The sequence below is a fragment of the Paraglaciecola hydrolytica genome (assembly GCF_001565895.1).
GTDB classification, from domain to species: domain Bacteria; phylum Pseudomonadota; class Gammaproteobacteria; order Enterobacterales; family Alteromonadaceae; genus Paraglaciecola; species Paraglaciecola hydrolytica.
Genome location: NZ_LSNE01000009.1, coordinates 270,551 through 295,869 on the forward strand (window position 1 = coordinate 270,551; position 25,319 = coordinate 295,869).

22 protein-coding genes are annotated in these 25,319 nt (G+C 42.9%); 14 read left to right on the forward strand and 8 right to left on the reverse strand.

Features of this window, described 5'->3' with window-relative positions:
- On the reverse strand, nucleotides 1–1,219 hold a 1,219-nt coding region (locus AX660_RS16925; RefSeq protein ID WP_131811828.1), incomplete at its 3' end, for a TonB-dependent receptor.
- A 326-nt stretch (nucleotides 1,220–1,545) separates the two neighbouring features.
- Between AX660_RS16925 and AX660_RS16930 the strand changes: the two genes are divergently transcribed.
- From AX660_RS16930 to AX660_RS16950, 5 genes are all read left to right on the forward strand, one after another.
- Nucleotides 1,546–2,223: a histidine phosphatase family protein gene (locus AX660_RS16930; RefSeq protein WP_068379318.1), complete on the forward strand. Its 678-nt coding sequence runs from the start codon at nucleotides 1,546–1,548 to the stop codon at nucleotides 2,221–2,223.
- 44 nt (nucleotides 2,224–2,267) lie between these two features.
- On the forward strand, nucleotides 2,268–3,494 hold the full coding sequence (locus AX660_RS16935) for an acyl-CoA dehydrogenase family protein (RefSeq protein ID WP_068379321.1): 1,227 nt from the start codon (nucleotides 2,268–2,270) through the stop codon (nucleotides 3,492–3,494).
- Between the two features lie 14 nt (nucleotides 3,495–3,508).
- The gene (locus AX660_RS16940) at nucleotides 3,509–4,549 is read left to right on the forward strand and encodes a phosphotransferase family protein (protein ID WP_068379985.1); all 1,041 of its coding nucleotides are present in this window, start codon (nucleotides 3,509–3,511) and stop codon (nucleotides 4,547–4,549) included.
- Between the two features lie 21 nt (nucleotides 4,550–4,570).
- The gene (locus AX660_RS16945) at nucleotides 4,571–5,545 is read left to right on the forward strand and encodes an NADPH:quinone oxidoreductase family protein (RefSeq protein ID WP_068379324.1); all 975 of its coding nucleotides are present in this window, start codon (nucleotides 4,571–4,573) and stop codon (nucleotides 5,543–5,545) included.
- Between the two features lie 88 nt (nucleotides 5,546–5,633).
- Nucleotides 5,634–6,536, forward strand: a complete 903-nt coding sequence (locus AX660_RS16950; RefSeq protein ID WP_068379327.1) for an aspartyl protease family protein — start codon at nucleotides 5,634–5,636, stop codon at nucleotides 6,534–6,536.
- A 132-nt stretch (nucleotides 6,537–6,668) separates the two neighbouring features.
- On the opposite strand, the gene AX660_RS16955 is transcribed toward AX660_RS16950, so the two are convergent.
- A complete protein-coding gene (locus tag AX660_RS16955) occupies nucleotides 6,669–7,064 on the reverse strand; it encodes a DUF3718 domain-containing protein (protein WP_068379330.1) in 396 nt (131 codons plus the stop codon).
- Between the two features lie 387 nt (nucleotides 7,065–7,451).
- Between AX660_RS16955 and AX660_RS16960 the strand changes: the two genes are divergently transcribed.
- Complete coding sequence (locus tag AX660_RS16960) at nucleotides 7,452–9,065, forward strand: GMC family oxidoreductase (protein WP_068379333.1); 1,614 nt, start codon at nucleotides 7,452–7,454, stop codon at nucleotides 9,063–9,065.
- Between the two features lie 31 nt (nucleotides 9,066–9,096).
- Here the strand turns inward: AX660_RS16960 and AX660_RS16965 are convergent, their stop codons facing one another.
- From AX660_RS16965 to AX660_RS16975, 3 genes are all read right to left on the reverse strand, one after another.
- Nucleotides 9,097–9,303, reverse strand: a complete 207-nt coding sequence (locus tag AX660_RS16965; protein WP_068379336.1) for a DUF2061 domain-containing protein — start codon at nucleotides 9,301–9,303, stop codon at nucleotides 9,097–9,099.
- Between the two features lie 110 nt (nucleotides 9,304–9,413).
- Nucleotides 9,414–10,283, reverse strand: coding sequence for an alpha/beta hydrolase family protein (locus tag AX660_RS16970; protein ID WP_082768975.1), 870 nt, complete (start codon nucleotides 10,281–10,283; stop codon nucleotides 9,414–9,416).
- Nucleotide 10,284: 1 nt separating this feature from the next.
- Nucleotides 10,285–10,905 carry a TetR/AcrR family transcriptional regulator gene (locus AX660_RS16975; protein ID WP_106404101.1) on the reverse strand — a complete coding sequence of 207 codons (621 nt, stop codon included), beginning with the start codon at nucleotides 10,903–10,905 and terminating at the stop codon, nucleotides 10,285–10,287.
- 179 nt (nucleotides 10,906–11,084) lie between these two features.
- On the opposite strand from AX660_RS16975, the gene AX660_RS16980 reads away from it, so the two are divergent.
- From AX660_RS16980 to AX660_RS16995, 4 genes are all read left to right on the forward strand, one after another.
- On the forward strand, nucleotides 11,085–11,936 hold the full coding sequence (locus AX660_RS16980) for a crotonase/enoyl-CoA hydratase family protein (RefSeq protein ID WP_068379345.1): 852 nt from the start codon (nucleotides 11,085–11,087) through the stop codon (nucleotides 11,934–11,936).
- A 56-nt stretch (nucleotides 11,937–11,992) separates the two neighbouring features.
- Complete coding sequence (locus AX660_RS16985; protein ID WP_068379348.1) at nucleotides 11,993–14,038, forward strand: NADPH-dependent 2,4-dienoyl-CoA reductase; 2,046 nt, start codon at nucleotides 11,993–11,995, stop codon at nucleotides 14,036–14,038.
- 883 nt (nucleotides 14,039–14,921) lie between these two features.
- On the forward strand, nucleotides 14,922–15,269 hold the full coding sequence (locus AX660_RS16990; protein ID WP_082768976.1) for a hypothetical protein: 348 nt from the start codon (nucleotides 14,922–14,924) through the stop codon (nucleotides 15,267–15,269).
- A 115-nt stretch (nucleotides 15,270–15,384) separates the two neighbouring features.
- Complete coding sequence (locus AX660_RS16995; RefSeq protein ID WP_068379355.1) at nucleotides 15,385–15,852, forward strand: hypothetical protein; 468 nt, start codon at nucleotides 15,385–15,387, stop codon at nucleotides 15,850–15,852.
- A 541-nt stretch (nucleotides 15,853–16,393) separates the two neighbouring features.
- On the opposite strand, the gene asnB is transcribed toward AX660_RS16995, so the two are convergent.
- Nucleotides 16,394–18,067, reverse strand: a complete 1,674-nt coding sequence (gene asnB / locus AX660_RS17000; protein WP_068379988.1) for an asparagine synthase B — start codon at nucleotides 18,065–18,067, stop codon at nucleotides 16,394–16,396.
- A gap of 303 nt (nucleotides 18,068–18,370) precedes the next feature.
- Nucleotides 18,371–20,020 (reverse strand): M28 family metallopeptidase, encoded by a 1,650-nt coding sequence (locus AX660_RS17005; protein WP_068379358.1) that lies wholly within the window; start codon nucleotides 20,018–20,020, stop codon nucleotides 18,371–18,373.
- A 67-nt stretch (nucleotides 20,021–20,087) separates the two neighbouring features.
- On the opposite strand from AX660_RS17005, the gene AX660_RS17010 reads away from it, so the two are divergent.
- Nucleotides 20,088–20,900: a DUF3025 domain-containing protein gene (locus AX660_RS17010; RefSeq protein WP_068379361.1), complete on the forward strand. Its 813-nt coding sequence runs from the start codon at nucleotides 20,088–20,090 to the stop codon at nucleotides 20,898–20,900.
- A 14-nt stretch (nucleotides 20,901–20,914) separates the two neighbouring features.
- On the opposite strand, the gene AX660_RS17015 is transcribed toward AX660_RS17010, so the two are convergent.
- Nucleotides 20,915–21,622, reverse strand: a complete 708-nt coding sequence (locus tag AX660_RS17015; RefSeq protein WP_068379364.1) for a YIP1 family protein — start codon at nucleotides 21,620–21,622, stop codon at nucleotides 20,915–20,917.
- A gap of 164 nt (nucleotides 21,623–21,786) precedes the next feature.
- On the opposite strand from AX660_RS17015, the gene AX660_RS17020 reads away from it, so the two are divergent.
- The 3 genes from AX660_RS17020 to AX660_RS17030 all read left to right on the forward strand — a co-directional run bounded on the left by AX660_RS17020 (nucleotide 21,787) and on the right by AX660_RS17030 (nucleotide 25,304).
- Nucleotides 21,787–22,575: an ATP-binding cassette domain-containing protein gene (locus tag AX660_RS17020; protein WP_068379367.1), complete on the forward strand. Its 789-nt coding sequence runs from the start codon at nucleotides 21,787–21,789 to the stop codon at nucleotides 22,573–22,575.
- A gap of 12 nt (nucleotides 22,576–22,587) precedes the next feature.
- The gene (locus tag AX660_RS17025) at nucleotides 22,588–23,781 is read left to right on the forward strand and encodes an ABC transporter permease (protein ID WP_068379370.1); all 1,194 of its coding nucleotides are present in this window, start codon (nucleotides 22,588–22,590) and stop codon (nucleotides 23,779–23,781) included.
- A gap of 242 nt (nucleotides 23,782–24,023) precedes the next feature.
- Nucleotides 24,024–25,304: a diguanylate cyclase gene (locus AX660_RS17030; RefSeq protein ID WP_068379373.1), complete on the forward strand. Its 1,281-nt coding sequence runs from the start codon at nucleotides 24,024–24,026 to the stop codon at nucleotides 25,302–25,304.
- Nucleotides 25,305–25,319 lie beyond the last annotated feature (15 nt).

Genomic DNA, 25,319 nt, shown 5'->3' on the forward strand with positions numbered 1-25,319 from the left:
TATAAGCCAGATCTAAATCTTGTTCGAAATAATAAGCACCCAAAATATAGTTAAGTTTGTCGCTGGTGTAATCAAGGCGTAATTCTTGAGAAAATGACGTTTGCTGAGAATCGTTACTGGTACCAAACAGATCAACATCAGTAAAGTCAGTGTCTATATCGTCGTAAGATTCAAATTTACGCGATGCAGTAATGGATACAAAAGTGTAGTTTTCATCTAAGTCCCAATCTAACTGAGCCGATAAACCGCGGTCTTTCATGCTTGATTCAGGTAAAAATGATACCGCTATTTCACGGTCAAAAAATGCTTTTCCTCCTGGGAAAGCTGTACCACCAAGGCTGGCGATAGCCGCATCAGAACCGTACTTACCGGGGATTTCATTGGCTTCAAAGTTAGTCATTTGTACCGGAGCACCACAGCAAATTTCATTGATTTCAGCATAATCGGCAATGATACGTAAGGTTACATCTTCATTAGGGGTATATAAGGCTTGAGCACGAGCACCCCAGCGATCTCTGTCATTAACTTTATCCTCACCTAATGCAATGTCACTAATAGTGCCATCACGCTGGCTGGTAAAAGCGGTAACCCGGAATGCCAAAACATCTTCAATGGCAGATATTGAGGTGGCACCAGAAAAATTCATTAAACCGTAATTACCAAAAGTCGCTTCGACAAAGGCATCTCCACCGCTATGGCTCGGTGCTGCGGTGGTAACTAAGACGGCGCCAGAAGGCGTGTTTTTACCAAATAAAGTACCTTGTGGGCCACGTAATACTTCAATTGCTGACATATCCACTAAGTTATTGATCAAAGAGTTTTGTCTGGCACGATAAACACCATCAACATACAAACCCACTGAGGATTCAAGCCCAAAGTTTTGCGATGAGGTACCTACACCACGAATAGAGAAACTAGAGTTAGTTGCGCTTTGACTTTGAAATGCGCCCAAACCTGGCACATTGGTTTGTAAGTCATACATATCTTTAATAACAGATTCTGCCATTTCGTCGCCGGTAAAAGCGGTAACAGCAACCGGTACTTCTTGTAAGTTTTGGGCGCGCTTTTGGGCGGTAACGGTAATGGTCTCTAGGCCTTGTTTTTCGGCTTTAGATGTTTGTTCTTGCGCAAAGCCAACAGAGCTTTGCATGGCTAAACTTAAACCTATTAGTAACGATAAGGGATGGCGAGTAAAGTGTTGTGGAAGGCTTTTTGTCATTGTGTGTGCTCTCTGTGTGTGCCAAAAAAATCTGCGTTTAACAGCTATTTTTATACTTATTTGACTCAAACAAGTTGTTGGAAAACATTCAACTGGTCTGCGCTCTTACCACTACGCTACCAAGTTTTGTATGTAAAAGTAAAACAATTGTTTATGAAATGTTATTTTTTGCACTTTTTATCATGCTTTAAGCGACTAATGGAGAGCTATTTTGCTGAATAGAATTGTTAAATCACTTTGGGTGATAAAGTCATATTGAAATAATTAATTAAACTAATAGATGGAACCTGCATACACTCAGGCCACTGTTAGTTTAAGGACATCTTATGTCAGAACTATTTTTGGTGCGTCATGGACAAGCTTCATTTGGAGCTAAAAATTATGACAAATTAAGCCCTTTAGGCCTGCAACAAAGTGTGTGGCTTGGTGAGTATTTTAAGCAACGAAATATCTCGTTTGCACAATTGTGGAGGGGAGATTTGCAACGCCAACAAGAAACCGCGCAAGGCATAGTGTCGCAGCTATCTGAGCCCATCGTTCATTCTGCTAACGTTGCATTAAATGAGTTTGATTTTCAGGTTGTCGCACGAGCTTATTTGAATTTATATCCGCAAGATGCTTTGGCTGCAAATGCTGCTCCAAGTGATTTTTTACGGCTGTTAAAAAAAGCCATGCTGGCTTGGTCACAAGGGGTGTTGGCCACAGAAAATTTAATAGAAAGTTGGGATAGCTTTAGGCAAAGGGTCGTGGATTGTTTATCTCTCATTACTCAACAACAATTAAGCAAACCTATCTTGGTTGTGAGTTCTGGCGGTGTCATCGCTATGATGATGGGCATAGTACTGGGGCTAGATGCTCGTCAGATAATTGAGCTTAATTTACAAATTCGTAATAGTAGCCTAAGCCATTTTCATTTTAATCAACACAGTATCCGTTTAAGTAGTTTTAATAATATTACTCACTTAGACACCCCTGAACGCCTGTCATCAATCACCTTTAGTTAGGTTTTTTGTGTGTCAATACAATAGTTTATCCAAGGGAGAGTAATATGAATTTTGAATATTCTGATAAGACCAAAGGACTTATCGCAAAATTAAATGCTTTTATGCAAGAGCACATTTATCCAATTGAACAGGCATATATCGAGCAAGTATATACCAATGCACGTCAAGAAAGTACTCGTTGGTCTACTCCCAAGTTGATGGAGCAACTTAAACAGAAGGCTCGTGATGCAGGCTTGTGGAATTTGTTTTTACCCCATGAATACCTGCCTTATGGCGCGGGCTTAACAAATCTGGAATATGCCCCTTTATGTGAACTTATGGGGCGAGTAATGTGGAGTTCAGAAGTATTCAACTGTAGCGCGCCTGATACCGGCAATATGGAAGTATTGGCAAAATATGGCTCAGCGCAACATAAAAAAGACTGGCTTGAGCCCTTATTAAATGGAGAAATTCGCTCGGCTTTTGCCATGACCGAACCTGCTGTCGCCTCTTCAGATGCCACTAATATTGAAACGTCTATTGTTAGGCAAGGTGACAACTATGTGATCAATGGTCGTAAGTGGTATACCAGCGGAGCCATGAACGACAAGTGCCAAATCATGGTGGTCATGGGTAAAACCGATCCTAAAGCTGAGCGCCATCAACAACAGTCACAGATTTTGGTACCCATAAATACCCCAGGAGTCACAGTGGTAAGGGCTATGGCTGCCATGGGACATTATGACGAGCCGGTAGGCCATGCTGAAGTGCTGTTTGATAACGTTAAAGTACCCGCTGCCAATTTATTGGTGGGTGAGGGTGAAGGTTTTGCTATTGCCCAAGGACGTTTGGGGCCGGGTCGTATTCATCATTGTATGCGTTTAATCGGTTGTGCTCAGCGTGCTTTAGATATGGCCTGTAAACGTGTTGAAGAAAGAGTGGCGTTTGGTCAGCCACTAAGTAAACAACAATCGATTCGTGAACGTATTGCGCAAATGCATTGTGATATTGAGCAAGCGCGTTTATTGACCCTAAAAGCCGCAGATAGTATGGACAGACATGGCAACAAGGTCAGTCGTGACATTATTGCGGCGATTAAAATTGTGGCACCCAAAATGGCTTGTAATGTGATTGATCAGGCTATTCAAATGCATGGGGCTGGTGGTACTAGTCAAGACTTTATCCTCGCCTCAACCTATGCTTATGCCCGTACTATACGTTTGGCTGACGGGCCTGACGAGGTGCATATGATGCAACTAGGGCGGAATTTAATTAAAGACTATAACAGCTGACAGGAGTGAGCGAATTGAGTGCCACCAATGCAGTAGAACAATTAGACATCAAGGTATTAGAAGCTTATCTACAGCACCACCTTGAGGACTTTTCAGGCCCAATTAAGGCCACAAAGTTTTCGGGTGGACAGTCTAATCCGACGTTTAAGCTTGAAACACCCACACAAACTTATGTGCTTAGGCGTCAACCTCCGGGGAAATTACTTAAATCGGCTCATGCTGTCGATCGAGAGTTTAAAGTGCTGGCAGCACTACAAGATGCAAATGTGCCAGTGGCAAAAGTGTATCACTTGTGTGAAGACCCAAGTGTACTTGGCAGCATGTTTTACATCATGGAATATGTCGCAGGACGGGTTTTTTGGGATAGCTCCTTGCCTGACATAGCTGATAACCAGCAACGTACACAAATGTATCAACAAATGCTCGAGGTCTTGGTGGCCTTGCACAGTGTTGATATTAATAAGGTGGGATTAAGTGACTATGGCCGAGCCGGTAACTATTTTGAGCGCCAGTTTAGCCGTTGGAGTCAGCAATATGAGTTAACGGTAATTCATGATATCCCCGAAATGAACGCACTTATTTTATGGTTAGAGCAACATTTGCCTGAGGACGATGGCAGGGTGTCTTTAGTACACGGTGATTATCGTATGGACAATTTGATGTTCCATCCTAGCGAGCCCAAAATACAGGCGGTATTAGACTGGGAATTATCTACCTTAGGTCATCCTTTTGCAGATCTCGCCTATCAGTGTATGCAGTTACGTTTACCTGAAAATGTAGGCAAGGCTACTGGCCTAGGTGGTGTAGATCGTGCTGCCCTAGGGATCCCAAGTGAAGAGGAGTACGTTGCTCGGTATTGCCAATTAATGGGTATTGATAAGATTGGTAATTGGAATTTTTATTTAGCCTTCAGTTTTTTTAGATTGGCTGCTATCGCCCAAGGTGTGGCAAAAAGGGCACAAGAGGGTAATGCGTCAAATAAAGAAGCGCTCAAAATTGGCGCTTTAGTGCAGCCCTTAGCCCAATATGCCTTAAAGCTGACCAAGGGCCAATAACACAATGAAAACGGAGTAGGCATGAAAGCTATTGTATGTAATGAATTTGCCCCAGTTGAGCAACTTACGTTTATCGATGTACCTGATCCACAGCCTAAAAAAGGTGAGGTAGTCATTGATATCAAAGCCTGTGGGGTTAACTTTCCTGACGGTTTATTGGTCCAGGGTTTATATCAGTTAAAACCGCCAAGGCCTTTTATTCCTGGTGGAGAAGTGGCGGGGGTTATCAGTCAACTTGGTGAGGGCGTAAGTCATCTTAAAATAGGTATGCGTGTTATCGCGCTATGCATGTTAGGTGGTTATGCGCAAAAAGTGGCGTGTCCCGCTACTCATGTACTACCTATCCCTGATGCCATCCCTGATGATGAGGCCGCCGCTTTAGTTACTGCCCATGCCACAGCCCATCACGCCTTAAAACAGCGTGCCCAGATTAAACCTGGTGAAACTTTGTTAGTTACCGGCGCTGCTGGTGGTACGGGCCTAGCGGCTGTGCAGATTGGCAAATTAATGGGCGCTAAGGTCATCGCAGTCTGTTCCACCCAAGAAAAACTTGATGTGGCCAAAGCCAATGGCGCTGACATTCTGATTAATTACAGCGACACCGATCTGAAAACCGCCATTAAAGAAGTCACCAATGGCAAAGGTGTGGACGTAGTGTATGAATGTGTAGGAGGTAATACTTTTCACGCATGTTCACGCAGTATGGCGTGGAACGGACGATTATTGGTGGTGGGTTTTGCTGGCGGTACAATTCCAGAATTGCCGGTTAATTTGTGTTTAGTTAAAGGTTATTCAGTAGTGGGGGTATTTTGGGGCTCCTTTACCCAACATCAACCTAAGGATTTTGCAGACAATATGCACGAGTTACTGATGTGGTATGTACAGGACAAAGTCAAAGTAAACATTGATGAAGTGGTCCCTTTAGAACAAGCTAAAGATGCCCTGAATAAAGTGATGGGCCGTAAGGTGAAAGGGAAAATAAGTTTGCGTCCATAAGACTCTTTTTATACTCTAAACTTGATTGTTAGTCAGCACTTGTTTGCTGGCTTTTTTTTAAGTTTCACTAACAAGGACAGTGGGTCTTATGAAGTATTTGTGTACTTTTCTGTTGTTTCTTTTTTGTAATTCAGGTCATGCAAGCGTTTCAACTTGGGTCGATGTTACTATCGATAACGGTCATATAAAATTCCCTGTCGTAGTACAAGGGTATGCTGGTATGGCCATTTTAGATAGCGGTGCTTTTACCAATGGATTGAATGAAAATTTCAAACTTAAACATAATATTAATGTTGTAGAGGGTAAAAAAATCGATATTCGTGGCGCTTATGGACACGATAAACGTGCTACTTATGTCGACTTTTCTGTTGAAATGTTTGGTGCAAATTTAAGCTTTGAGAACTTACTTAGTGTTTCATTGGGACATTCTGATAATGCGATATTATTAGGTGCTGGTTTTATGAAGCAATTTGTTTTTCAGATTGATTATGTCAATAAACGTATGCGTATATTAGGGCGGGATTCTATAGATTTAAAAAAAGTACAAAACCTCGACATGAAAAGTCAAAGGAGCAGTGGTGTTCCTATTGTCAAGGTTGGCTTAAATAACGAAGAGAATGTTTGGCTATTATTGGATACTGGCAATAATGGTAGCGTTATGCTTGAACGATCAATTGCTATTGCACACCACTGGTTGGATAAATACCCCACTAAGAGCTCTATTATACATGGCGCGATCAGGGCTGGTTACAATGACACCTTCAATTTACCTGAGTTAAAAATAGGCCCTTATACATTAGAAAATGTATTTGTTAGTGTGCCCGCTAAAGGGCAACAGAGTAATTTAACTAAACAGTATCAGGAACCTTTAAGTCGTATAAAGAGTAAAAAAGTTGAGGGTATTTTAGGCTACGATGTATTAAAACATTTTGTCCTGACTATTGATTATGCAGAGGGATTGGGGCATCTCGGAATTCCTGAAAAAGAATAAAAAAACGGCCTCAAAAGAGAGGCCGTTTTCTAAGGAAGAGAAGTTAATCCCCACCCACCATGTTGAACTGTTTCACATGATTGAATTTTTTGCTGTTCACTAGTAACTATTTACTAGTATCTAGCTACTTGCTTAAATACGTTCGTTTAAGGCAGCAACGATAGGTGAGCTGTCTAAACCATTTTCTGCGGCCCAAGCAACAATAGTTTTGCCATCTGATTCTGGGTTGCTTAAGTCACCTTTAGGCATTTTCTTAACCATCATGGTGCCGGTTTCTACTGCGTTGTTAAGCATCGCAGTACGAATTAAACTTTGACCACCACAAGAAATACCTGAGTAATAATCTTGTAATTGCATACGGTAGTCAGATTGTACCATTTTCATTTTTTTGCGTAATTCGCCTTTATCGTCAGCTTTTACGATGGTACAAATGTTTTGTAATGCTTCGTTGATATCAGCATGAGCGCTACCAGCAACGATGAAAGAAGCGGCGGCGATAGCGATAGAAGTTTTAACAATTTTCAACATGGTCAATTCCTCGGGTATTAAAGTTAAGTTGGTTTAGTTTTGAAACGAAGCCTTGTTAATGTTTGCCCCGTTTCGATGGATTCATTAAACCCCAGAGAAAGTGATGAAAAAACCTACAATGTGATACTTAGGTATTTGTAAATATACCAAAATCTTATAAATATGATAATAAAGTTAATTAAAACAGTGTGATACATTAATTTAGCATGATTGATGTTTTTCGTTTTTATTGGATTTAATTGGCAATTTTCGATTAGTAGCGTTTATTTTATAGGCAATTTTCACTTAAAAGGTACTGGGACAGTGTGTTTTAGTACCAAATTGAGTCAAATTTCCATTGACTAAGGCTTTACACTGTCTAACTAATACCTAATTACTTGGAGCTATATGCCATACCCCTCAACAAAATATGATTTTATCATCATAGGTGCCGGCTCTGCGGGTGCAACTTTAGCGGCAAGACTGTCAGAAAACCTAAACTACTCAGTATGTCTTATCGAAGCAGGTGTTAAAGACAGTAACCCATTTATCCATATCCCCTTTGGTTTGGCCCTGTTAGCTCGTTTGCCTAAGTTGAACTGGAATTACGATACAGTGGCGCAGACCGAGTTGAACAATCGTTGTTTGTATTGGCCGCGGGGGAAAGTCTTAGGTGGCTCAAGTTCTATTAACGCCATGTGTTATATCCGTGGTGTTGAACAAGATTATCAAGCTTGGAGTGAAGCGGGTGCCAAAGGCTGGGATTGGCAATCAGTATTACCTTATTTTATTAAATCTGAAAAACAGCAACATGGTGCCAGTGAATATCATGGCGTTGGTGGATTCTTGAGTGTCAGTGACTTACGTCATACTAATCCACTGTCGCAGGCTTTTGTGAAGTCAGCCAAACAGGTAGGTTTGCCCGAAGTGACTGATTTTAACGGTGCAGAGCATCAAGGTTTAGGTTTTTATCAAGTGACTCAAGTAAATGGCCAGCGCTGTTCGAGCGCCAAAGGCTATTTAAGTGAGGCTAAAAAACGCAGTAATCTGACGATATTGACACAAGCTGTGGTAGAAAAAATTCTGATCGATAAAGGCCGTGCCTCGGGGGTGCAGTTACAACTAAAACAACAGCGCTTAAGCTTACATGCCAATAAAGAAGTGCTGTTGTGTGCAGGGGCGATTAACTCGCCAAAACTGTTAATGTTATCTGGCATCGGCCCCAAAGAGCATCTCGCCGAGCAGGGTATCGATACGCTTGTTGATTTACCGGGCGTGGGGCAAAACCTGCAAGATCATCTGGATGTTTTGGTGCAATATCGCTGTAAAAGCCGCACCGCTTATGGGGTGGCATTGAGTGCTATTCCGGCTTATTGCAAAGCGGCTTTTGCCTATGTGTTTAAACGTAAGGGCATGTTGTCGAGTAATATCGCCGAAGCAGGCGGCTTTGCCAGTACGGCCTATGCCGGTGATATCCCCGATATTCAATATCACTTTTTACCGGCCATTTTAGAGGACCACGGCCGTAAAAACGTTTTTGGTTATGGCTATGGTTTGCATGTATGTGCTCTGTATCCTAAAAGTCGTGGCGACATTCGTTTGCAGTCTATGGATCCACAAGCACCGGCGTTGATAAATCCCCAATATTTGAGTCATCCTGATGATCAAAAAGTCGCCATTGCAGGGCTGCGCCAAGCCCGCGAAATATTATCAAGTAGCCAATTTAAACCCTACCAAGGCAAGGAAGTTTCTCCTGGGCCAGAGTTACAAAGTGATGAAGAGCTTTTAACTTTTATTCGTAACAAGGCAGAAAGTATTTATCATCCTGTAGGTACCTGTAAAATGGGGCAGGTTGATGACCCGACTACTGTGGTGGATGAAAACTTAACAGTAAAAGGCATTGCAGGTTTACGGGTTGTGGATGCCTCGGTAATGCCAACGTTAATTGGTGGTAATACTAACGCGCCGACTATCATGATCGCCGAACGAGCGGCAGATTTGATAAAACAGCATTATGTTTAAACCTATCCATCCACTGATTTTGCGGTTTTACTTAGGCGCTAATAGGAATACCAGCCTGTTTTAGCGTCTTTTTCTCCCAAATTTTTTCGTGAATAACATAAGCCACTGTATTAATGGCGGGCTCGACCATGGCAATCAATCCGCCAATTAAAATATTGCCCGTCAATAACCAAGCAACCGTAAAGGCTACTGTAAAATGGGTGATGGCAAAAGTTGTTGTTTTTAATCCAGTTTGCATAATGTACCCCGTGGTTAATTTGTCTTAATTGCTAACCAGTGTAAGGCCACGGGAAAAATAATAAATTGAATAGAAACGATAGGTTTAATCTTAAAAAACTATTAAGGGAGTTATTGAGCAGAACTTTGTAGGGGTAAAAGCAACTCAGGTAACAGAATTTGTGGCCATAAGTTATCTTTAAATTGCGCGCGAAAAAATCCTAAGTGTCCAATGCGGTCTACACCCACCTGCTGTGGTGTATAACATTTAAGTTGTTTGTTATTAGTGCCAAATAAGGCATGTAAGTCCTGCATATTTTGCCAAGATAACATCTCATCATCGCTAAAACACACAGACGTCAGTGGCACTTGTAGCTGAGTAAATTGTTGTCTGACTGCGGCCGACTCTACGCCAACACAGTATTCGGGATGCAAACACCATCTGCGCCATTGATAGATAACCTGTTTGGGTAAGTCGCCTACCATGCCAAGTTTTCTACCGGGAAAATAACCAAAGATACTGGTAAGCAAAGGCACAATGACATACCAAAATAGCGGTGCCTTGCGACGTAATGCGGGGGCGTTATGTTTCCAATAACCTGTGCCCGAGGCAATAGTAATCACTTTAGTCACTTGTTCGATTTGTTTGATCAGCGGAAATATTTGCCCACCTAAACTGTGGCCTAACCAATAAATCGGCAACTTGCTTGGCTGCTTGATGACATTGGCCAAAACCACTGAGCAGTCCTCTTGAGCCCAGTTCAAAATATTTAGGGAATATTCGCTTAAGGCTTTGTCTTGTGATGAACCCATAGCGCGATAATCAAAGGTGGTTACGGCATAACCTTGCTGGTTTAACCATAGTGCCAGCGCTTGATAAAATAGCTGACTCACGCCCATGGCCGGGGCGATTATGATATGGGCTATGGCAGCAACACTTGGCTCAAAACGTGTTAGTTGAATGGATTCAGTGGCATTGATGTTAAGGGCAAAACGCTGCATCTTAGTGCTCGCTACAAAACAAGTTAACGGCACAGTCACACATTTCATCTATGTGGCTGCGATCAGCATAAATCCCATCAATTAATAAACGCGCGATGCCATGAATGGTGCCCCAAGTGACTTGGGCTAGTCGCAAAGTATCTTCACCGGCGGGCATTAAACCTTGTTGTTGCCATTGGCGAGTCATGGTGACCTGTTGATGAAAACTCGGGTAGGCCACATCGCGTAAACTTTGGGTGGCGGTATTTTGTTTCCAAATTGTACGGCCAAACATCAAGTCATACAGCTCGGGATTATCTGCCGCATAGGCAATATAACCTTGGATAAATTGCCGATACTTTTCTCGTGGACTTAAGTCGTGTTGATTAAATATTGCCGTGGCATCCTGTTGCCAACGACTAAATCCGCCCTCGGCTATGGCACAGAGTAATTCATTTTTATCTTTAAAATGATGGTAGGGCGCGGTGCGTGACACGCCCACTTTGTCGGCCAATTTACGCAAGGAGAGGCCATCGATGCCGCCTTCCTTGAGCATGTTACTGGCCGCATCAACTAGGCTACTGCGTAGATCACCATGGTGATAGGTATTCTTTTCGAGCTTAGTTTCTGGCTTGGTGTCCACGGTTTTTACCCTTGTCATTGTACTTAATAAACTTAACTGTGCTGTAGATGCTTTAATACCCCAGCTATCTTGACAGCGTCAACATAAACTCTTATCTTGACGCTGTCTAGTTTAAAATAATGTTAACAGATTTTGGTTGGTTAATATCAAAACCCTGTGTAAGCAAAAGGATAACGCCCGTGTCAGATCTTGATTTTTCATCACTTGAAACCTTAGAAGTCAGCATAGAACAGCACATTGCCCATATTCAATTGTGTCGTCCAGCAGCATTAAACAGCATGATCCCGGCTTTTTGGCGAGAATTACCCAAGGTCGTAAGGCAGATTGATCAAGATGCCAGTGCCCGCGTTATAGTTATTTCATCTCAGGGCAAACATTTCAGTGCCGGTATGGATTTAGCGGTATTTACCGAGATGGGCAAGAGTTTTACTGGCGAGCCTGCACGTCGTGCTGAGCGTACGCGTCGCATGGTGCTGGAGCTACAAGATAGTTTTAATGCCTTAGAAGAGATTCGCATTCCCGTATTAGTTGCTATGCAAGGCGGTGTAATAGGTGGGGCAGTGGATATGATAAGCGCAGCAGATTGCCGATATTGTAGCGAGGATGCCTTTTTTACTATTAAAGAAACCGAGCTAGGTATGACAGCCGATGTGGGCACTTTGCAACGTTTGCCCCATTTGATCCCCCAAGGTTTAGTGCGTGAATTAGCTTTTACCGGACGCAATATGGCGGCGGCCGAAGCCAAAGACTGCGGTTTAGTAAATCAAGTATTTAGTGATCAAGCCACTATGCTCAAAGCCGTCATGGCGATAGCGCAAAAGATCGCGATGAATTCACCCATGGCGGTGGCGGGTTGCAAAGAAATGCTCAATTACACGCGCGATCATAGTGTCAACGACAGCCTCAATTATATGGCTACTTGGCAAGCCGGCATGTTTCAAATGCCAGATGTGCAAGAAGCCATGGCCGCGGGTCAGCAGAAACGCCTGCCCGAATATGCGCCTCTCCATAAAAAAACACCAAACATGTAATACCTCGTGTATTTAAAAACACCTTGTTTAAAGTAACAAATCAGGACACCAATAGAATGAGTAATGCAGTACAAACAGCAGGCCTAGCTAACTATTCCCATTTACTTCAGCCCTTGGATCTTGGTTTTACCACCCTCAAAAACCGCGTATTGATGGGCTCCATGCACACCGGTTTAGAAGAAGCACCCAATGGCCATGTGCGTATGGCTGCCTATTTTGCCGAGCGCGCTAGAGGTGGAGTGGGTTTAATTGTGACGGGTGGCATAGGTCCAAATGATGAAGGTGCAACCCATAAAAATACTCAACGTTTAGACGATAATGAATCTGTCGCCCAGCACAAAGTGATTACCGATGCTGTGCATAAAGAGGGTGGCAAGATATGCATGCAAATCTTGCATACTGGCCGTTATGCCTACAATCCTGCTTTGGTTGCTCCTTCGGCAGTACAAGCGCCCATCAACCCTTTTAAACCTAAAGCACTTGATCAGGCAGGCATCGAAAAACAAATAGACGACTTTATTTTTACTGCCACTCAGGCACAAAAAGCGGGCTATGATGGCGTCGAAATCATGGGCTCTGAGGGTTATTTCCTCAATCAGTTTATTGCCAAACGCACCAATCACCGTGAAGATGAATGGGGCGGTGACTACCAAAACCGTATTCGTTTACCCATAGAAGTGGTGCGCCGTGTGCGTGAAGCAGTCGGCAAAGAGTTTATTATTATCTACCGCCTGTCGATGCTCGATTTAGTCGAAGGCGGCTCAAATTACGACGAAGTGATTGAGCTGGGTTTAGCCATCGAACAAGCGGGGGCGACTATCATTAATACCGGCATAGGTTGGCACGAAGCCCGTATTCCGACCATAGCCACTAAAGTGCCTCGTGCGGCTTTTACTTGGGTAACAGCAAAATTCCGCAAGGCCTTGTCTATCCCTGTTATTACCTCAAACCGTATTAATACACCCGAAGTGGCCGAGCAAGTGCTGGCCCGTGGTGATGCGGATATGGTGTCGATGGCTCGCCCGTTTTTGGCGGATCCTGACTTTGTGATCAAAGCCATGGAAAACCGTGCAGATGAAATCAATACCTGCATAGGCTGTAACCAAGCCTGTTTAGACCATGTATTTGCCGGCAAGATGACCAGTTGCTTGGTTAATCCGCGCGCTTGCCATGAAACCGAAATGAATATCCAGCTCAGCGATGAGGTGCTTAACATCGCAGTGATTGGAGCCGGTCCTGCTGGTTTGGCGGCTGCAGTAACTGCCGCAAAACGCGGGCATAAAGTCACCTTGTTTGACTCTGCCAGTGCCATTGGCGGGCAGTTTAATATTGCCAAGCAAATCCCAGGAAAAGAAGAGTTTTACGAAACCCTGCGTTATTACCAGCGCCAACTCGAACTGCTCCACGTTACCGTTAAACTCAATACCCGTATTGACGTGCAAAGTCTGAATAACAGCGACTTTGATCAAGTATTATTAGCTACCGGCATTAAACCTCGTACTCCGCCATTAGAAGGCATTGAGCACCCAAAAGTATTGAGTTATATCGATGTGATAGTGCATAAAAAAGCGGTCGGTCATAAAGTGGCGGTGATAGGCGCTGGTGGTATTGGCTTTGATGTGTGTGAATATCTTTCACACGGTAGTCAAACACCCAGCTTAGACATACCAGCGTTTATGCAAGAGTGGGGCATTGATATGAGTTTTACTCACCGCGGAGGTATTGAAGGTATGCAAGCTCAGCCCGAGGCCTCACCCCGTGAGTTAGTGTTGCTGCAACGTAAAAGCACCAAAGTAGGCGCAGGCCTAGGTAAAACCACAGGCTGGGCACACCGCACAGGTTTGCTCAATAAGGGTGTGATTATGTTGGCAGGCGTTGAATACCTAAAAATCGATGATTCTGGTTTGCACATTAAAATCAACGACGAAGTCAAAGTGCTAGCCGTAGATAACGTGATCATCTGCGCTGGCCAAGAGCCACTACGCGAGTTGGTGGAAGGTTTAACTAAGCCTTATCAGTTAATAGGTGGAGCAGATGTAGCCACTGAGCTAGATGCCAAACGCGCCATTAAACAAGGTACTTTGGTAGCAATGGAGGTATAAAGGCTGCTGCGCAGCCGCAAGGCTGCGGTACAGCATATTGCTGCGCAACACATGGCCTGCGGCCACTAAGACTATGCGCTGCGCGCGCTAAGGCATGCACTTCGTGCACAAAGTATTCGCTGCGCGAACTGTATGGCCTGCGGCCATCAAGATTATGTGCTACGCACACTGCCATCCATGGCGTTTTTCAAGCCTCGTCCCGAGGCCCGACTTACTTTTTACCAACAGCCGTAAAAAGTAAGCAAAAAGGGCCGCTCTCCGGCCAACTTACTATTCCAATTTAAGCCGCAACTTGTTATCAAACCGGTACGGAGAGCACGTCCGTGTGCTCACCTCACCTTACCCAGACATCCTGTCTGGTCATTTGACAAGTTGTGCCTAAAATTGGGTAAGTTGGAGTCGAGGATAAAGGCATCGCTGCGCGACACAGCATGCGCTGCGCTTACGTCATCCATGACGATTTTTCAAACCACGTCCCGTGGCTCGACCGTACTTTTCTTCAACAGCTAAGAAAAGTAGGCAAAAGAAGCCGCCCCCACTAAACGTTCTATTCCTGATTAGCTTGAATTCCCTAAGCCGCTTTGATGTGTTCCCGACACAACAAAGCTAAACTGGCTTTCCCTGCCAGTTTACTCAGTGAATTCTGGCGCTACTCAGGGAACGTTTATACGGGGAACAAAAGCGCAATTTCTTCGATATCATTCCGCGTTTTAGCACATAAACAGATTCTGGTTAAATACAAAAAATGGCGTTAAAAATTACCGCTTCTATTTTGTTTGAGAGTAGGTATATTAAGTTAATTAAATTTTGAATCGTGAAAAATCCAATTCATGTTAAATCCGGATTTAACATGAATTCCGACTAATTAACCAAGGAAATGTTAATGAAGTTTGTCATATTGTTAAGCGTTACTGTTTTACTTTTTGGTTGTGGATCACTAGACAAGAAAGCACTGCTTGTTAATTCTGGAGATACCAAAGAGCAAGTTACTGCTGTTATGGGTGCACCTGATGACCGTCAATTTAAAGGTGATAATGAAGCATGGCAATACTGTCAGACAGGCGCTGGCTTCGGGTATCATGATTATCGAGTTATATGGTTTTACAAAGGGCAGGTTTCAGGAATTAATTCTTATAAAAGCTCTCGTCCAGCATCATCATGTGTAACAGATATTAAGCAAATAAATTGGGAAGATGCTCCTGATATGTCTTTAGAAATACGTAATAGGTAACTTAACAAGTTGCTACATATCGTTCGTAAACTCATTGGGAAAATAACTGCTGGCCGTTCCGGCCAAAGCGCAGTATTTTCCCATTAGAAAAGCGTTACATTTATAGGAGAGCAATGTGCCCAACCACCCATCACTAAATGATGTACTTGAAGGAAGATGCAACGTTGAGTGGATAGCGCTTTCTGCAGAAAAGTTGGTCATCCGCGATTGGGCTGATTCCGAAAACTCAAAAGGCGATATTTGCAACATGGAGTTGTCAATATTATGTGGGCCATGCTCCTCAGAGTATGAGATTTACAATTTCGGCAGTGTGTCATTGAATATCTATTCCGTTGAAGAAGAACAGATACAGAACCTTGAAGGTGATTCCCCATTGGGAAGCATCAACTTCTATGAGGAGGCCTGCCCAACAATCAATGTGAAGCTCTCTAAGAAGCTAGTGGCACACCTGCTACCCTTCATCGCGAACGATCTGTCGGGTCTTCGAGTGCGCATTTCAATCCCAGACTGGGAGGACAAGCTTGCTAAGTTTCTTCCATTAATGAGCTACCAAGTGTTTTATGAAAAAGATCAAAAAATGTAACAAGGCCATTAAATTCGCTCCCTGCGGTCGCCCGACGTTCGCAAGCTCGCGTGGTTTATGGTGGCGTTAATTCGAAGAACGGTTTCTTTGCTTGCGACTCCGACTTTCCCGATAGAAGTTTCGGCTTGTCAAATGTCCAAACAGGACGTTTGGACAAGGCGAGGCTTACAGGGAGGTTACATCTCGCCGTTTTGACATAAAAGCCGGGACTTATAGCGGATGAGAAAGTCGGTTAGAGCCGGCTTCTTTCTGGTTACTCTATTCTTAGCTGTTGAAGAAAGAGTAACTGGCTCTCACGGATGTGAGACATAAACCAGCATGGATGCTGGTAAGCGTAGCGCATGATCTTAGTCGCGTAGCGATAAATAAGCGAAGCGCATGCTTTGTGCGCGCAGCGCATGCTTTGTCGCGTAGCGATGCTTTGTCGCGTAGCGATGCTTTGTAAGTGAAACGCATGCTGTGTCGCGTAGCGATGAAACCAGCTTTTGCTTCTACAAAAAAGCCAGCTAAGTCGCTGGCTTTTGTTTGTTCATTTGTAAACTTATTTATTCGCTTGTAAATGAACGTTGCGCATAGCGCGTCCTGAAGGGTCAGCATTGCCTTTAAAACTCGCATCCCACTCTAAGGCTTCTACCGTACTACAAGCGATAGACTTGCCACTAGGCACGCATTTAGCGGCTGTTTCTTGTGGGAAGTAGCCTTCAAAGATGGTGCGGTAGTAATAACCTTCTTTGGTATCCGGCGTATTAATCGGGAAACGGAAGGCTGCTGAGGCCATTTGCTGATCAGTCACTTGTGTTTCCACATATTCTTTTAACGAATCAATCCACGAATAACCTACGCCATCGCTGAATTGTTCTTTTTGACGCCATAAAATTTCGGCTGGCAAATATTCGTTATTATCAAAGGCTTTGCGTAATACCCATTTTTCCATTTTGCCATCAAGACACATTTTGTCTTGTGGGTTTAAACGCATGGCCACGTCCATAAATTCTTTATCTAAGAAAGGTACACGACCTTCTACACCCCAAGCTGAAGTGGATTTATTGGCGCGGGCACAGTCAAACATGTGCAAACGTTTAAGTTTACGGATGGTTTCTTCATGGAATTCTTTAGCGTTTGGTGCTTTATGGAAATACAGGTAACCACCAAATATTTCGTCTGCACCTTCACCCGACAATACCATCTTAATACCCATGGCTTTGATTTTACGACTCATCAAATACATAGGGGTAGAGGCGCGGATGGTGGTCGTATCGTAGGTTTCAATGTGGTAAATCACGTCACGTAAGGCGTCTAAACCTTCTTGTACGGTAAAGTGAACTTCGTGATGCACGGTGCCAATCATTTTAGCCACTTTTTGTGCCGCGATTAAATCAGGTGCGCCTTCAAGGCCAACAGCAAAAGAGTGCAAACGAGGCCACCAAGCATCGGTTTTATCGCCATCTTCTACGCGCTTAGCGACGTACTTGGCAGCAACTGCTGATACTAATGAAGAATCTAAACCACCTGACAGTAATACACCGTAAGGCACATCTGACATCAGATGAGACTTAACTGCTTTTTCGAAAGCCACTTTTAAGTCTTCTAAATTAGTTGGGTTGTTTTTTACGTTTTCGTAATCCATCCAGTCACGTTTGTAGTATTCGGTTAACTTACCGTTTTTACTCCACAAGTAATGCCCTGGAGGGAATTCTTGAATGGTTTTACAAACAGGCGCTAAGGCTTTCATTTCTGAGGCAACATATAAATTGCCGTGTTCGTCATAACCGGTATACAAAGGGATAATACCCATGTGGTCACGGGCAATCAGGTAGGCATCTTGTTCTTCGTCATATAAGACAAAAGCAAACATACCTTCAAGTTCATCAATAAAATCAAGGCCTTTTTGTTGATACAAAGGTAGGATGATTTCACAGTCAGACTTGGTTCTGAAGTCGTAAGGGGTGGCCAAATTTTTCTCAAGAGTCTTGTGGTTATAGATTTCGCCATTAACGGCTAACACTTGATTATTATTTCGGCTGATTAAAGGTTGAGCGCCGGTGTCAACGTCGACTATCGCCAAACGTTCATGACACAAGATGGCATTATTATTATTCCAGATACCTGACCAATCAGGGCCGCGATGACGCAGCAATTTGGAAAGCTCTAACGCTTGTGTTCTAAGTTCTGCCACATCAGTTTTGATGCCCAGAATGCCGAAAATACCACACATAAAAAAGTTTCTCTTGAGTTGCGGGTTAGATAAAATTAGCTGGTTACATTGGCGGGTAATGCGTAATGAACCCCTAGGTTCGCGTAAAGTTGACTGTAAAAACATTTCCTCTCGCGCCCTTGAATTTGCCAGTCTGAGCGAAAAAAGCAAGCGGAAACTGTAATTTTTTTACAGTAAGTTATTATCGCAAAGTATAACGGTTTTTTTTAGCGCTTATAATTGGCTTTTTGACACAAAAAATGGCTGATAAATAAGTTTTATCAGCCATTGATGATAACGTGAATTTTAACTTACTTAAGTCTGTTATTTAGCTCGTTGAAACTCGCTAGTTGGGCTCCACTGGGGCCAATCATCGGTATTGGCAACACTGTAACCCACCTCAAATAACAACTGAGCATCTTGGGTTATACCACTTAAATCCCAATTTTCACGGAACTGGTCACAAACCTGATGATAACAGCCCGTAACTATCACATTAGTACGCTTACGATAGTTGGCGGTTTCTTCGTCTATAGGCTCACTACCGCCTTTAGCATAAAGAGCTGGTACACCTTGTTTAGCAAAACTGAAATGATCAGAGCGGAAATACGATCCTGCCTCTGGACGGCTTTCTTGCACTATGACGCGATTTTGGCGCATGGCGGCTTTAGTCAGATAGTTTTCTAATTCAGATTTACCCATGCCGATCACGGCGACATCTTTGGTGCGGCCTAAGACACTCATGGCATCCATATTGATGTTAGCTACGGTTTTGTTAATGGGGATGATGGGATGTTCAGCATAATACAATGAGCCTAGCAAACCTTGTTCTTCAGCCGTTACAAATAGAAAACTCACGGAACGCTGAGGTTTGATATCTAGCTGGGCAAAGGCTTTGGCTAGAGCCAAATTAGCCGCTACGCCGGTGGCATTATCGTGAGCGCCGTTATAGATTTGGTCACCTTCTTTAGTGCTATCTTTACCTAAGTGATCCCAATGAGCTGAATAAATAATATGCTCTTCGGGTTTGGCTGAGCCTGGTAATGTTGCAATAACATTGTGGCTAGTGGATTTTTTGATCGTGCTATTGATGGTGGTTGAAGCACTAAGTGGGAGTGTTTTAGCATAAGGACCAGCCATGGCTAAGGCTTTTTGCTGCGCAAAATCTAAACCAGCATCCGCAAACACTTTTTGTGCGGCTTCTAAGGTTAACCAACCTTCAACGGCCACTCTATCTGCATTGCCGCTATCTGACACCAAACCATATTGTGGGCCACTCCAACTATTGGCAACTACTGACCAACCATAAGAGGCCGGTGCACTTTCATGCACAATAAGCGCACCTGCGGCACCTTGGCGGCTGGCTTCTTCGTATTTATAAGTCCAGCGACCGTAATAGGTCATCGTTTTACCCTGAAACTTACCGCTGTCAGGATTTTCAAATCCGGGATCGTTTACGAGGATCACCACGGTTTTGCCTTTTACATCCAAGCCTTGATAATCATTCCAGTCATATTCAGGGGCGTTAACCCCATAGCCAACAAAAACCAATTCAGAATCTTTAAGCTCTACGATTTCTTTTTCACGTTTAGTGGAGGCTACCATGTCTTGTTTATAGACAAACTGGTTGTCACCTATGGATAACATCACACTGGGATCAGCAGTCATTTCTACCAATTCAACGGTTTGTAAATAACTGTCACCGTTGCCGGGAGCCAAACCGGCGGCGCTTAACTCGCCGACCAAATAATCTAAAGTGAGTTTTTCACCTTGTGTGGTGGGTAAACGCCCTTCAAATTCGTCTGATGCTAAGGTTTTAATATGCTTTTTGATGTCATCGGTGCTGATGTTTTCGTAGACACTTAAAAAGTTACTGCTTTGTTCGGTATTGTTTGTTACTGTGACTTTAGAACAGCTCGTTATAGCCAGCAATGCTGTCATCAGTGTTAGTCTAGTTTTGTCGTAAAATTTCATTTATTTGCTCTTGTAGTTATATTGCACAGCCATTATAAAGCCTTATCACTTTTTACTTAAGCCCTTCATGATAAGCACTTGGCATTCTCTTTATTTAACCCAACTAAGTTGTTTACCCTTTGCACAATTAGACAGTTTGTTTAGTTTGTCTGCCTACCCAAACTGGCTTAATGCTGCTGGTTTGAATGGACTTAAAACCAACTTTTGTGCGGATATAACAGCGCTGCCGGATTTTGTTTGCCAATCTACCCTAGCCGATTCAAACGATTATTACGAACAAATCATCTTTAAACAGCAGCAAATTCCTACGCGACCTGACAATTGGCATGACTTGTTTAATGGCTTGATTTGGTTACAGTTTCCAAGAATTAAACAACTGCTAAATCAATTGCACATTGAAGATATTACTCAGCATGGCTTAAGCCCACGCACACTGCGACGTAATAATCTCACTCACTTTGATGAATGTGGGGTGATCTTGGCAGTAGAAGAGGGCCAAGAGTTTTTGTTTGAACTACTTAGGCAACATCAATGGCATGAGGTATTTATCGAACATAAAGTACTATGGGGTACTAGCATTGTGCCGTTTATGTTTGGTCATGCTAACTTGGAAATGTTACTCCAACCTTTTGTTGGTTTAACCGGTAAATGGTTGGGTATAGTTGTACCTAAGGGGTTTAGCGACTTAGCACCTAAGCAACAACTTAGTCTGCTGGATACAAAACTTGCTGAGCAAATAAATCAGGATGATCTTTTTGCTCAGAAAAAAGCCTTATTGCCACTGCCGTTATTGGGCATACCGGGATATTGTATGGAAAACCAAGATGTTAGTTACTATCAAAATACCGATTATTTCAGGCCTAAAACTCGCCGCGTTTAACCAGAAGCTCTGGATTAAAACAGCAATACCAATAACCACAAACCCCACACAAGTACATAAGGTGCTAGGGCAATACGATAAATCTTAGTCATGCTCATGCCGGTCCACTGATTTAGTCCGACAGTCGTTAAATAAATGACCCACAGATATTCTAATTTTAACGAGCCAAATAAACCTAACCAAGGTGAATCAAAATCAATTGAAAAAATAAAAGCCAGCGAGGTGGGTTCGAGCACCAATTGAGATATTTGTACTGATTGGGAAAACATGGTCAGTAATACACTGATTAGACTGACGGCAACCAAGGGCAAACTAGTCCACCAACAAAAACCAAACCAGTCGGTAAAACCCTGGACACATTCCTCATCCATTTTACTGCATATATTTAAATAGGCGGCCATTATGGCGTTAAATATCAAAAGTTTAGCCACCATGCCAAAGCTCATGCTAAACAACAATATATCGCCTTGGGCCATCATATCACTCATGGCCTTGCGCTCAGCTGGGCTGATATCTTTAGCTGTCATCTGTAATAAGGTGTCTCGCAACCACTCAGTATCAACCGCAGCAAGGTAGCTATAAACCGACAAAAGGGCACAGCCAATAATTAATAAAAACGGGATCCACGACCAGTTATCAGTGACTTTAAGTTTGGCAAATACGCCATTGGGTTTGAGTATGATGTCGCGACAGGCTTGAAAAGGATTATTTACAGCTTCCATTTTTGTTTCTCAATATTGTTTAAGCTAAAAGGTGGGTATAGAGCAACTAACAAGGTAGTCTTGGTTTGGCGATTATTGTTACATACAATATTTTGTTTTTGCATGTAATAAATGCGATATATAGCAGACTATTAGTAGGTACCATAACTCTGTAGGGAAAAGGAATGATAGAAATAAAAAAATTGGCAAAAAAATTTGCAGTGGAAAACCCCAAAAAATTGAGTGAACAAGAGAAAAAAGATCCGCGCCTCAAAGGGCGTTTTTTTCATTCAGTGGTTGATGTGTCGTTTGCTTGTCAAAAAGGTGAAGTCTTAGGTTTGTTAGGGCCAAATGGCGCTGGTAAAACCACCACTTTGCGCATGTTATCGACTGCCATTACACCTAATGCGGGTAGCATTGAAATTAACGGCATTAATGTACTTGCTAATCCACTTATTGCTCGGCAAAAAATCGGCTTTTTATCTGGCTCTACTGGCTTGTATGGACGGTTGACCGGCCGTGAAAATATTGCCTATTTTGGTCAGTTACACGGTTTGTCCGCAGATAAAATTACCAAGCGCATTGACGAGTTAGCCGACTTACTTGATTTGCATAGCTTTCTTGACCGCCGCTGTGAACATTTCTCCACTGGCATGAAACAAAAAACCGCTATCGCCCGCGCAGTGGTACATCAACCTGAAGTAGTGATTTTAGATGAGCCGACCACTGGCCTTGACATCATGGCGACCCAAACCGTATTGGATTTTATCCGCCGTTTAAAAGCAGACGGTACACCGGTTATTTTTTCTACTCACCATTTGGATGAAGTGGCTGAGTTATGTGACAAAGTGGCGGTAATTGATAAAGGGCAAAGCATGTTTTCAGGCGATACAGCCAGTTTCAGAGCCCTCGCAGATGGTTCATTACATAAGGCCTTTATGGCCAGTATCCAGACAACAGCAGCACAGGCTTAAGGAGAAGTAACCATGTGGTTAGTGTTTAAAAAAGAATTGAAAGAATTATTACGCGACAGGAAAACCCTGTTTTTTATGATTGCTTTGCCCTTGCTTATCTTCCCTTTGATCTTTGGTGGCATCGCGTTTATGACCAAACAAGCCATAGAAAAAGCGGAAAGCAAAGTTTTGAAATATGCTTTGGTTGGTGAGCAATATGCCCCAGATATAAGCGAGCACCTGCAACAACCCGATAAATTCACTCGTGTTGAGATAGCGCCAGAGGCTGACTTTAGCCAATTGATCCGCAATGAAACCGTCGATTTTGTCTTGGTTATTCCTGATAACTATTCGGCCGATGTATTAACGGCTGGACAATCTACCATCAAACTTTATTTAAACGATGCTGGTCTTAATTTGGTCTATCAACGGGTAAGTGAAATCACTAAACAACAATCAGCACTATTTCAGCAGGGCGCCTTTGACAAATTAGGTCTGAGTGAAGCTCAACAACATGCACTGATTGAGCCAGTGGTATTGGAAAAAGTTAACACCGCAGATAGCCGCGAAAACTGGGGCGAAAAAATCGGTGGCATGTTGCCTTATCTCTTATTTATCTTGTGTTTACAGGGCGCCATGGCTCCCGCTACCGATCTGGGTGCTGGTGAAAAAGAGCGTGGCACCTTAGAAACCTTGTTAATTTCACCCATCGAGCGTAACAAAATAGTCATGGGCAAGTTTTTAACTATCGCTTTTGCGGGTAGCATGACGGCGCTGATTACCGTGGCCAGTATGGCAGGCTGGGGGCTGGTCTTAAGTCAGGGCATGGCACTCAAATTTGTCGCAGATTTTATGGGGCAAATTGGCATCATTGATTTTGTCTTGATCTTTTTAATGTTGGTACCGGTCGTGGCGATTTTTGCTGCGGTATTACTGAGCATTTCGATCTACGCCAAAAGCTTTAAAGAAGCACAAAGTTATATGGTGCCCTTAGTCTTTTTAGTGTTAGTGCCAGTAATATTAGCCTTGTTGCCCGGAGTGGAATTAAAAGGTGGCTGGGCTTGGGTGCCTTTAACTAATGTGGCACTTGCGATGAAAGAATTGGTCAAAGGCACCATGGATTACTTCCAGTTAATTGCCATATTCGGCTCCACTGTGGTGATAGCCGGTGCAGTGTTAGCCTTTTGTGTGTACTGGTTTAAACAAGAAAAAGTATTGTTTAGATAATAAAGTACTGAGTTAGGAGTAACGTTAAATTAAAAGCCGCAGTGCTTAAAACACAGCGGCTTTTTTTTGTGTAAAAACAAAGGGCGTACTGCGCATTGTCGGTTGAAAATATTTGTCGGTTGAAAATAACTACCCAACTTAAAATAAGTTAGTTCTGCTCATACAATAAGTCGGTTCCATTCAAACAAAGAGTAATCTAATATCGCTGTTAACTTGAAGTATGATGGGATGTATTGTTGTTAATGTTTGTTAGTTTTCTTCGTCCAAATAATCTATCCCAAAAAATGTTGCGTGTTATTTTTTCTATCTACCTGTGTGTCACTTGCCTCATCACCAGCATGCAGTTTTTAAGTGAATATTTGAAAACGCAGGACTCAATCTCAAGTGAGTTGAGGCAGTTGGAAGACACCGTGCGCGGTCCTATCGCGACCAGTTTGTGGCAATACAATCAAACTCAATTGAATGTACTCATTGATGGTCTGGTAAAAATGCCCATTATCGAAGGTGTCGATGTAAGCGATAAATATGGCCAAACCATGATTTCTAAACGTTCTTACACGCCAGACTCAGTCCCTTTGTCCATTTTCGATACAAAATCTGAATTAAATTGGCAACTCCATGAGGAGCAAGTTTTTCTTGGTACCTTAGTACTTTATTCATCGTCAGAAGTGGTATTAGATCGGGTTTTATTTGGATTTGCCTTGATTGCATTTACCGCATTTATAAAATTAACGGTACTATTTTGTTTGTTTATTTGGGCTTTTGATCGTTATATGGCAAGGCCTATAAAAGAGTTGATGTCGCAAGTGGAAGAGGTGCAACTCAGCCAAAACATCAGTAAACGAATTACGCTCTCGAACGTTGAAAATAACGAACTTAGTCAGTTGCAACAGCATATGAATAACATGCTTTGTGCCATCGAAGAGGATAAACAGCAATTATTAGAAGATGAGCAAGCCAAGCGTAATTGGTTAGAGGAGGCAGTCGCTAAGCGCACGGCAGAATTACAAATTTTGAATGAAAAGCTACAAAATCTCGCCAGAACAGATTCTTTAACCGGAGTCTTAAATCGCGGCAGTTTTTTTGAAACAGCACAACATCTATTAATTCTTTGCCAACGACAAAAATCCTCCGGGTCTTTTGTGTTGATGGATTTAGATTACTTTAAAACCATCAATGATAGTTATGGCCATTTTATCGGTGACAAAGTACTCATTCATTTTACCCAAACCATTCAGACATTTTTGCGAAAATCAGATCTGGTCGGCAGATTGGGCGGAGAAGAATTTGCCATATTTCTTAATAGTACAGGCCTTGATGACGCTTTCTTGTTGGCCGATAAAATACGCAAGGCAATTGCCAAATCAGTTTTGCAGGTAGATGGTAAAACCCTTACCTACACTGTGAGCCTGGGTATTGTGACTGCTGGGCCTCAAGATAATTCAGTAGACGAGCTATTTAAACGCGCCGATGTGAAACTCTATGGTGCTAAAGATAAAGGTCGAGATCGTGTTGAAAAATAAGCGGTTTAAGAGCAA

Bases quoted from the DNA above. Each gene is read 5' to 3' on its own strand.
- AX660_RS16935 (WP_068379321.1), top strand. From the start codon at position 2,268: ATGAATTTTGAATATTCTGATAAGACCAAAGGACTTATCGCAAAATTA.
- AX660_RS17015 (WP_068379364.1), bottom strand. From the start codon at position 21,622: ATGGAAGCTGTAAATAATCCTTTTCAAGCCTGTCGCGACATCATACTC.
- AX660_RS16960 (WP_068379333.1), top strand. From the start codon at position 7,452: ATGCCATACCCCTCAACAAAATATGATTTTATCATCATAGGTGCCGGC.
- AX660_RS16930 (WP_068379318.1), top strand. From the start codon at position 1,546: ATGTCAGAACTATTTTTGGTGCGTCATGGACAAGCTTCATTTGGAGCT.
- AX660_RS16950 (WP_068379327.1), top strand. From the start codon at position 5,634: ATGAAGTATTTGTGTACTTTTCTGTTGTTTCTTTTTTGTAATTCAGGT.
- AX660_RS16955 (WP_068379330.1), bottom strand. From the start codon at position 7,064: ATGTTGAAAATTGTTAAAACTTCTATCGCTATCGCCGCCGCTTCTTTC.
- AX660_RS16970 (WP_082768975.1), bottom strand. From the start codon at position 10,283: ATGCAGCGTTTTGCCCTTAACATCAATGCCACTGAATCCATTCAACTA.
- AX660_RS17025 (WP_068379370.1), top strand. From the start codon at position 22,588: ATGTGGTTAGTGTTTAAAAAAGAATTGAAAGAATTATTACGCGACAGG.
- AX660_RS17010 (WP_068379361.1), top strand. From the start codon at position 20,088: ATGATAAGCACTTGGCATTCTCTTTATTTAACCCAACTAAGTTGTTTA.
- asnB (WP_068379988.1), bottom strand. From the start codon at position 18,067: ATGTGTGGTATTTTCGGCATTCTGGGCATCAAAACTGATGTGGCAGAA.
- AX660_RS17005 (WP_068379358.1), bottom strand. From the start codon at position 20,020: ATGAAATTTTACGACAAAACTAGACTAACACTGATGACAGCATTGCTG.
- AX660_RS17030 (WP_068379373.1), top strand. From the start codon at position 24,024: ATGTTTGTTAGTTTTCTTCGTCCAAATAATCTATCCCAAAAAATGTTG.
- AX660_RS17020 (WP_068379367.1), top strand. From the start codon at position 21,787: ATGATAGAAATAAAAAAATTGGCAAAAAAATTTGCAGTGGAAAACCCC.
- AX660_RS16945 (WP_068379324.1), top strand. From the start codon at position 4,571: ATGAAAGCTATTGTATGTAATGAATTTGCCCCAGTTGAGCAACTTACG.
- AX660_RS16965 (WP_068379336.1), bottom strand. From the start codon at position 9,303: ATGCAAACTGGATTAAAAACAACAACTTTTGCCATCACCCATTTTACA.
- AX660_RS16985 (WP_068379348.1), top strand. From the start codon at position 11,993: ATGAGTAATGCAGTACAAACAGCAGGCCTAGCTAACTATTCCCATTTA.
- AX660_RS16990 (WP_082768976.1), top strand. From the start codon at position 14,922: ATGAAGTTTGTCATATTGTTAAGCGTTACTGTTTTACTTTTTGGTTGT.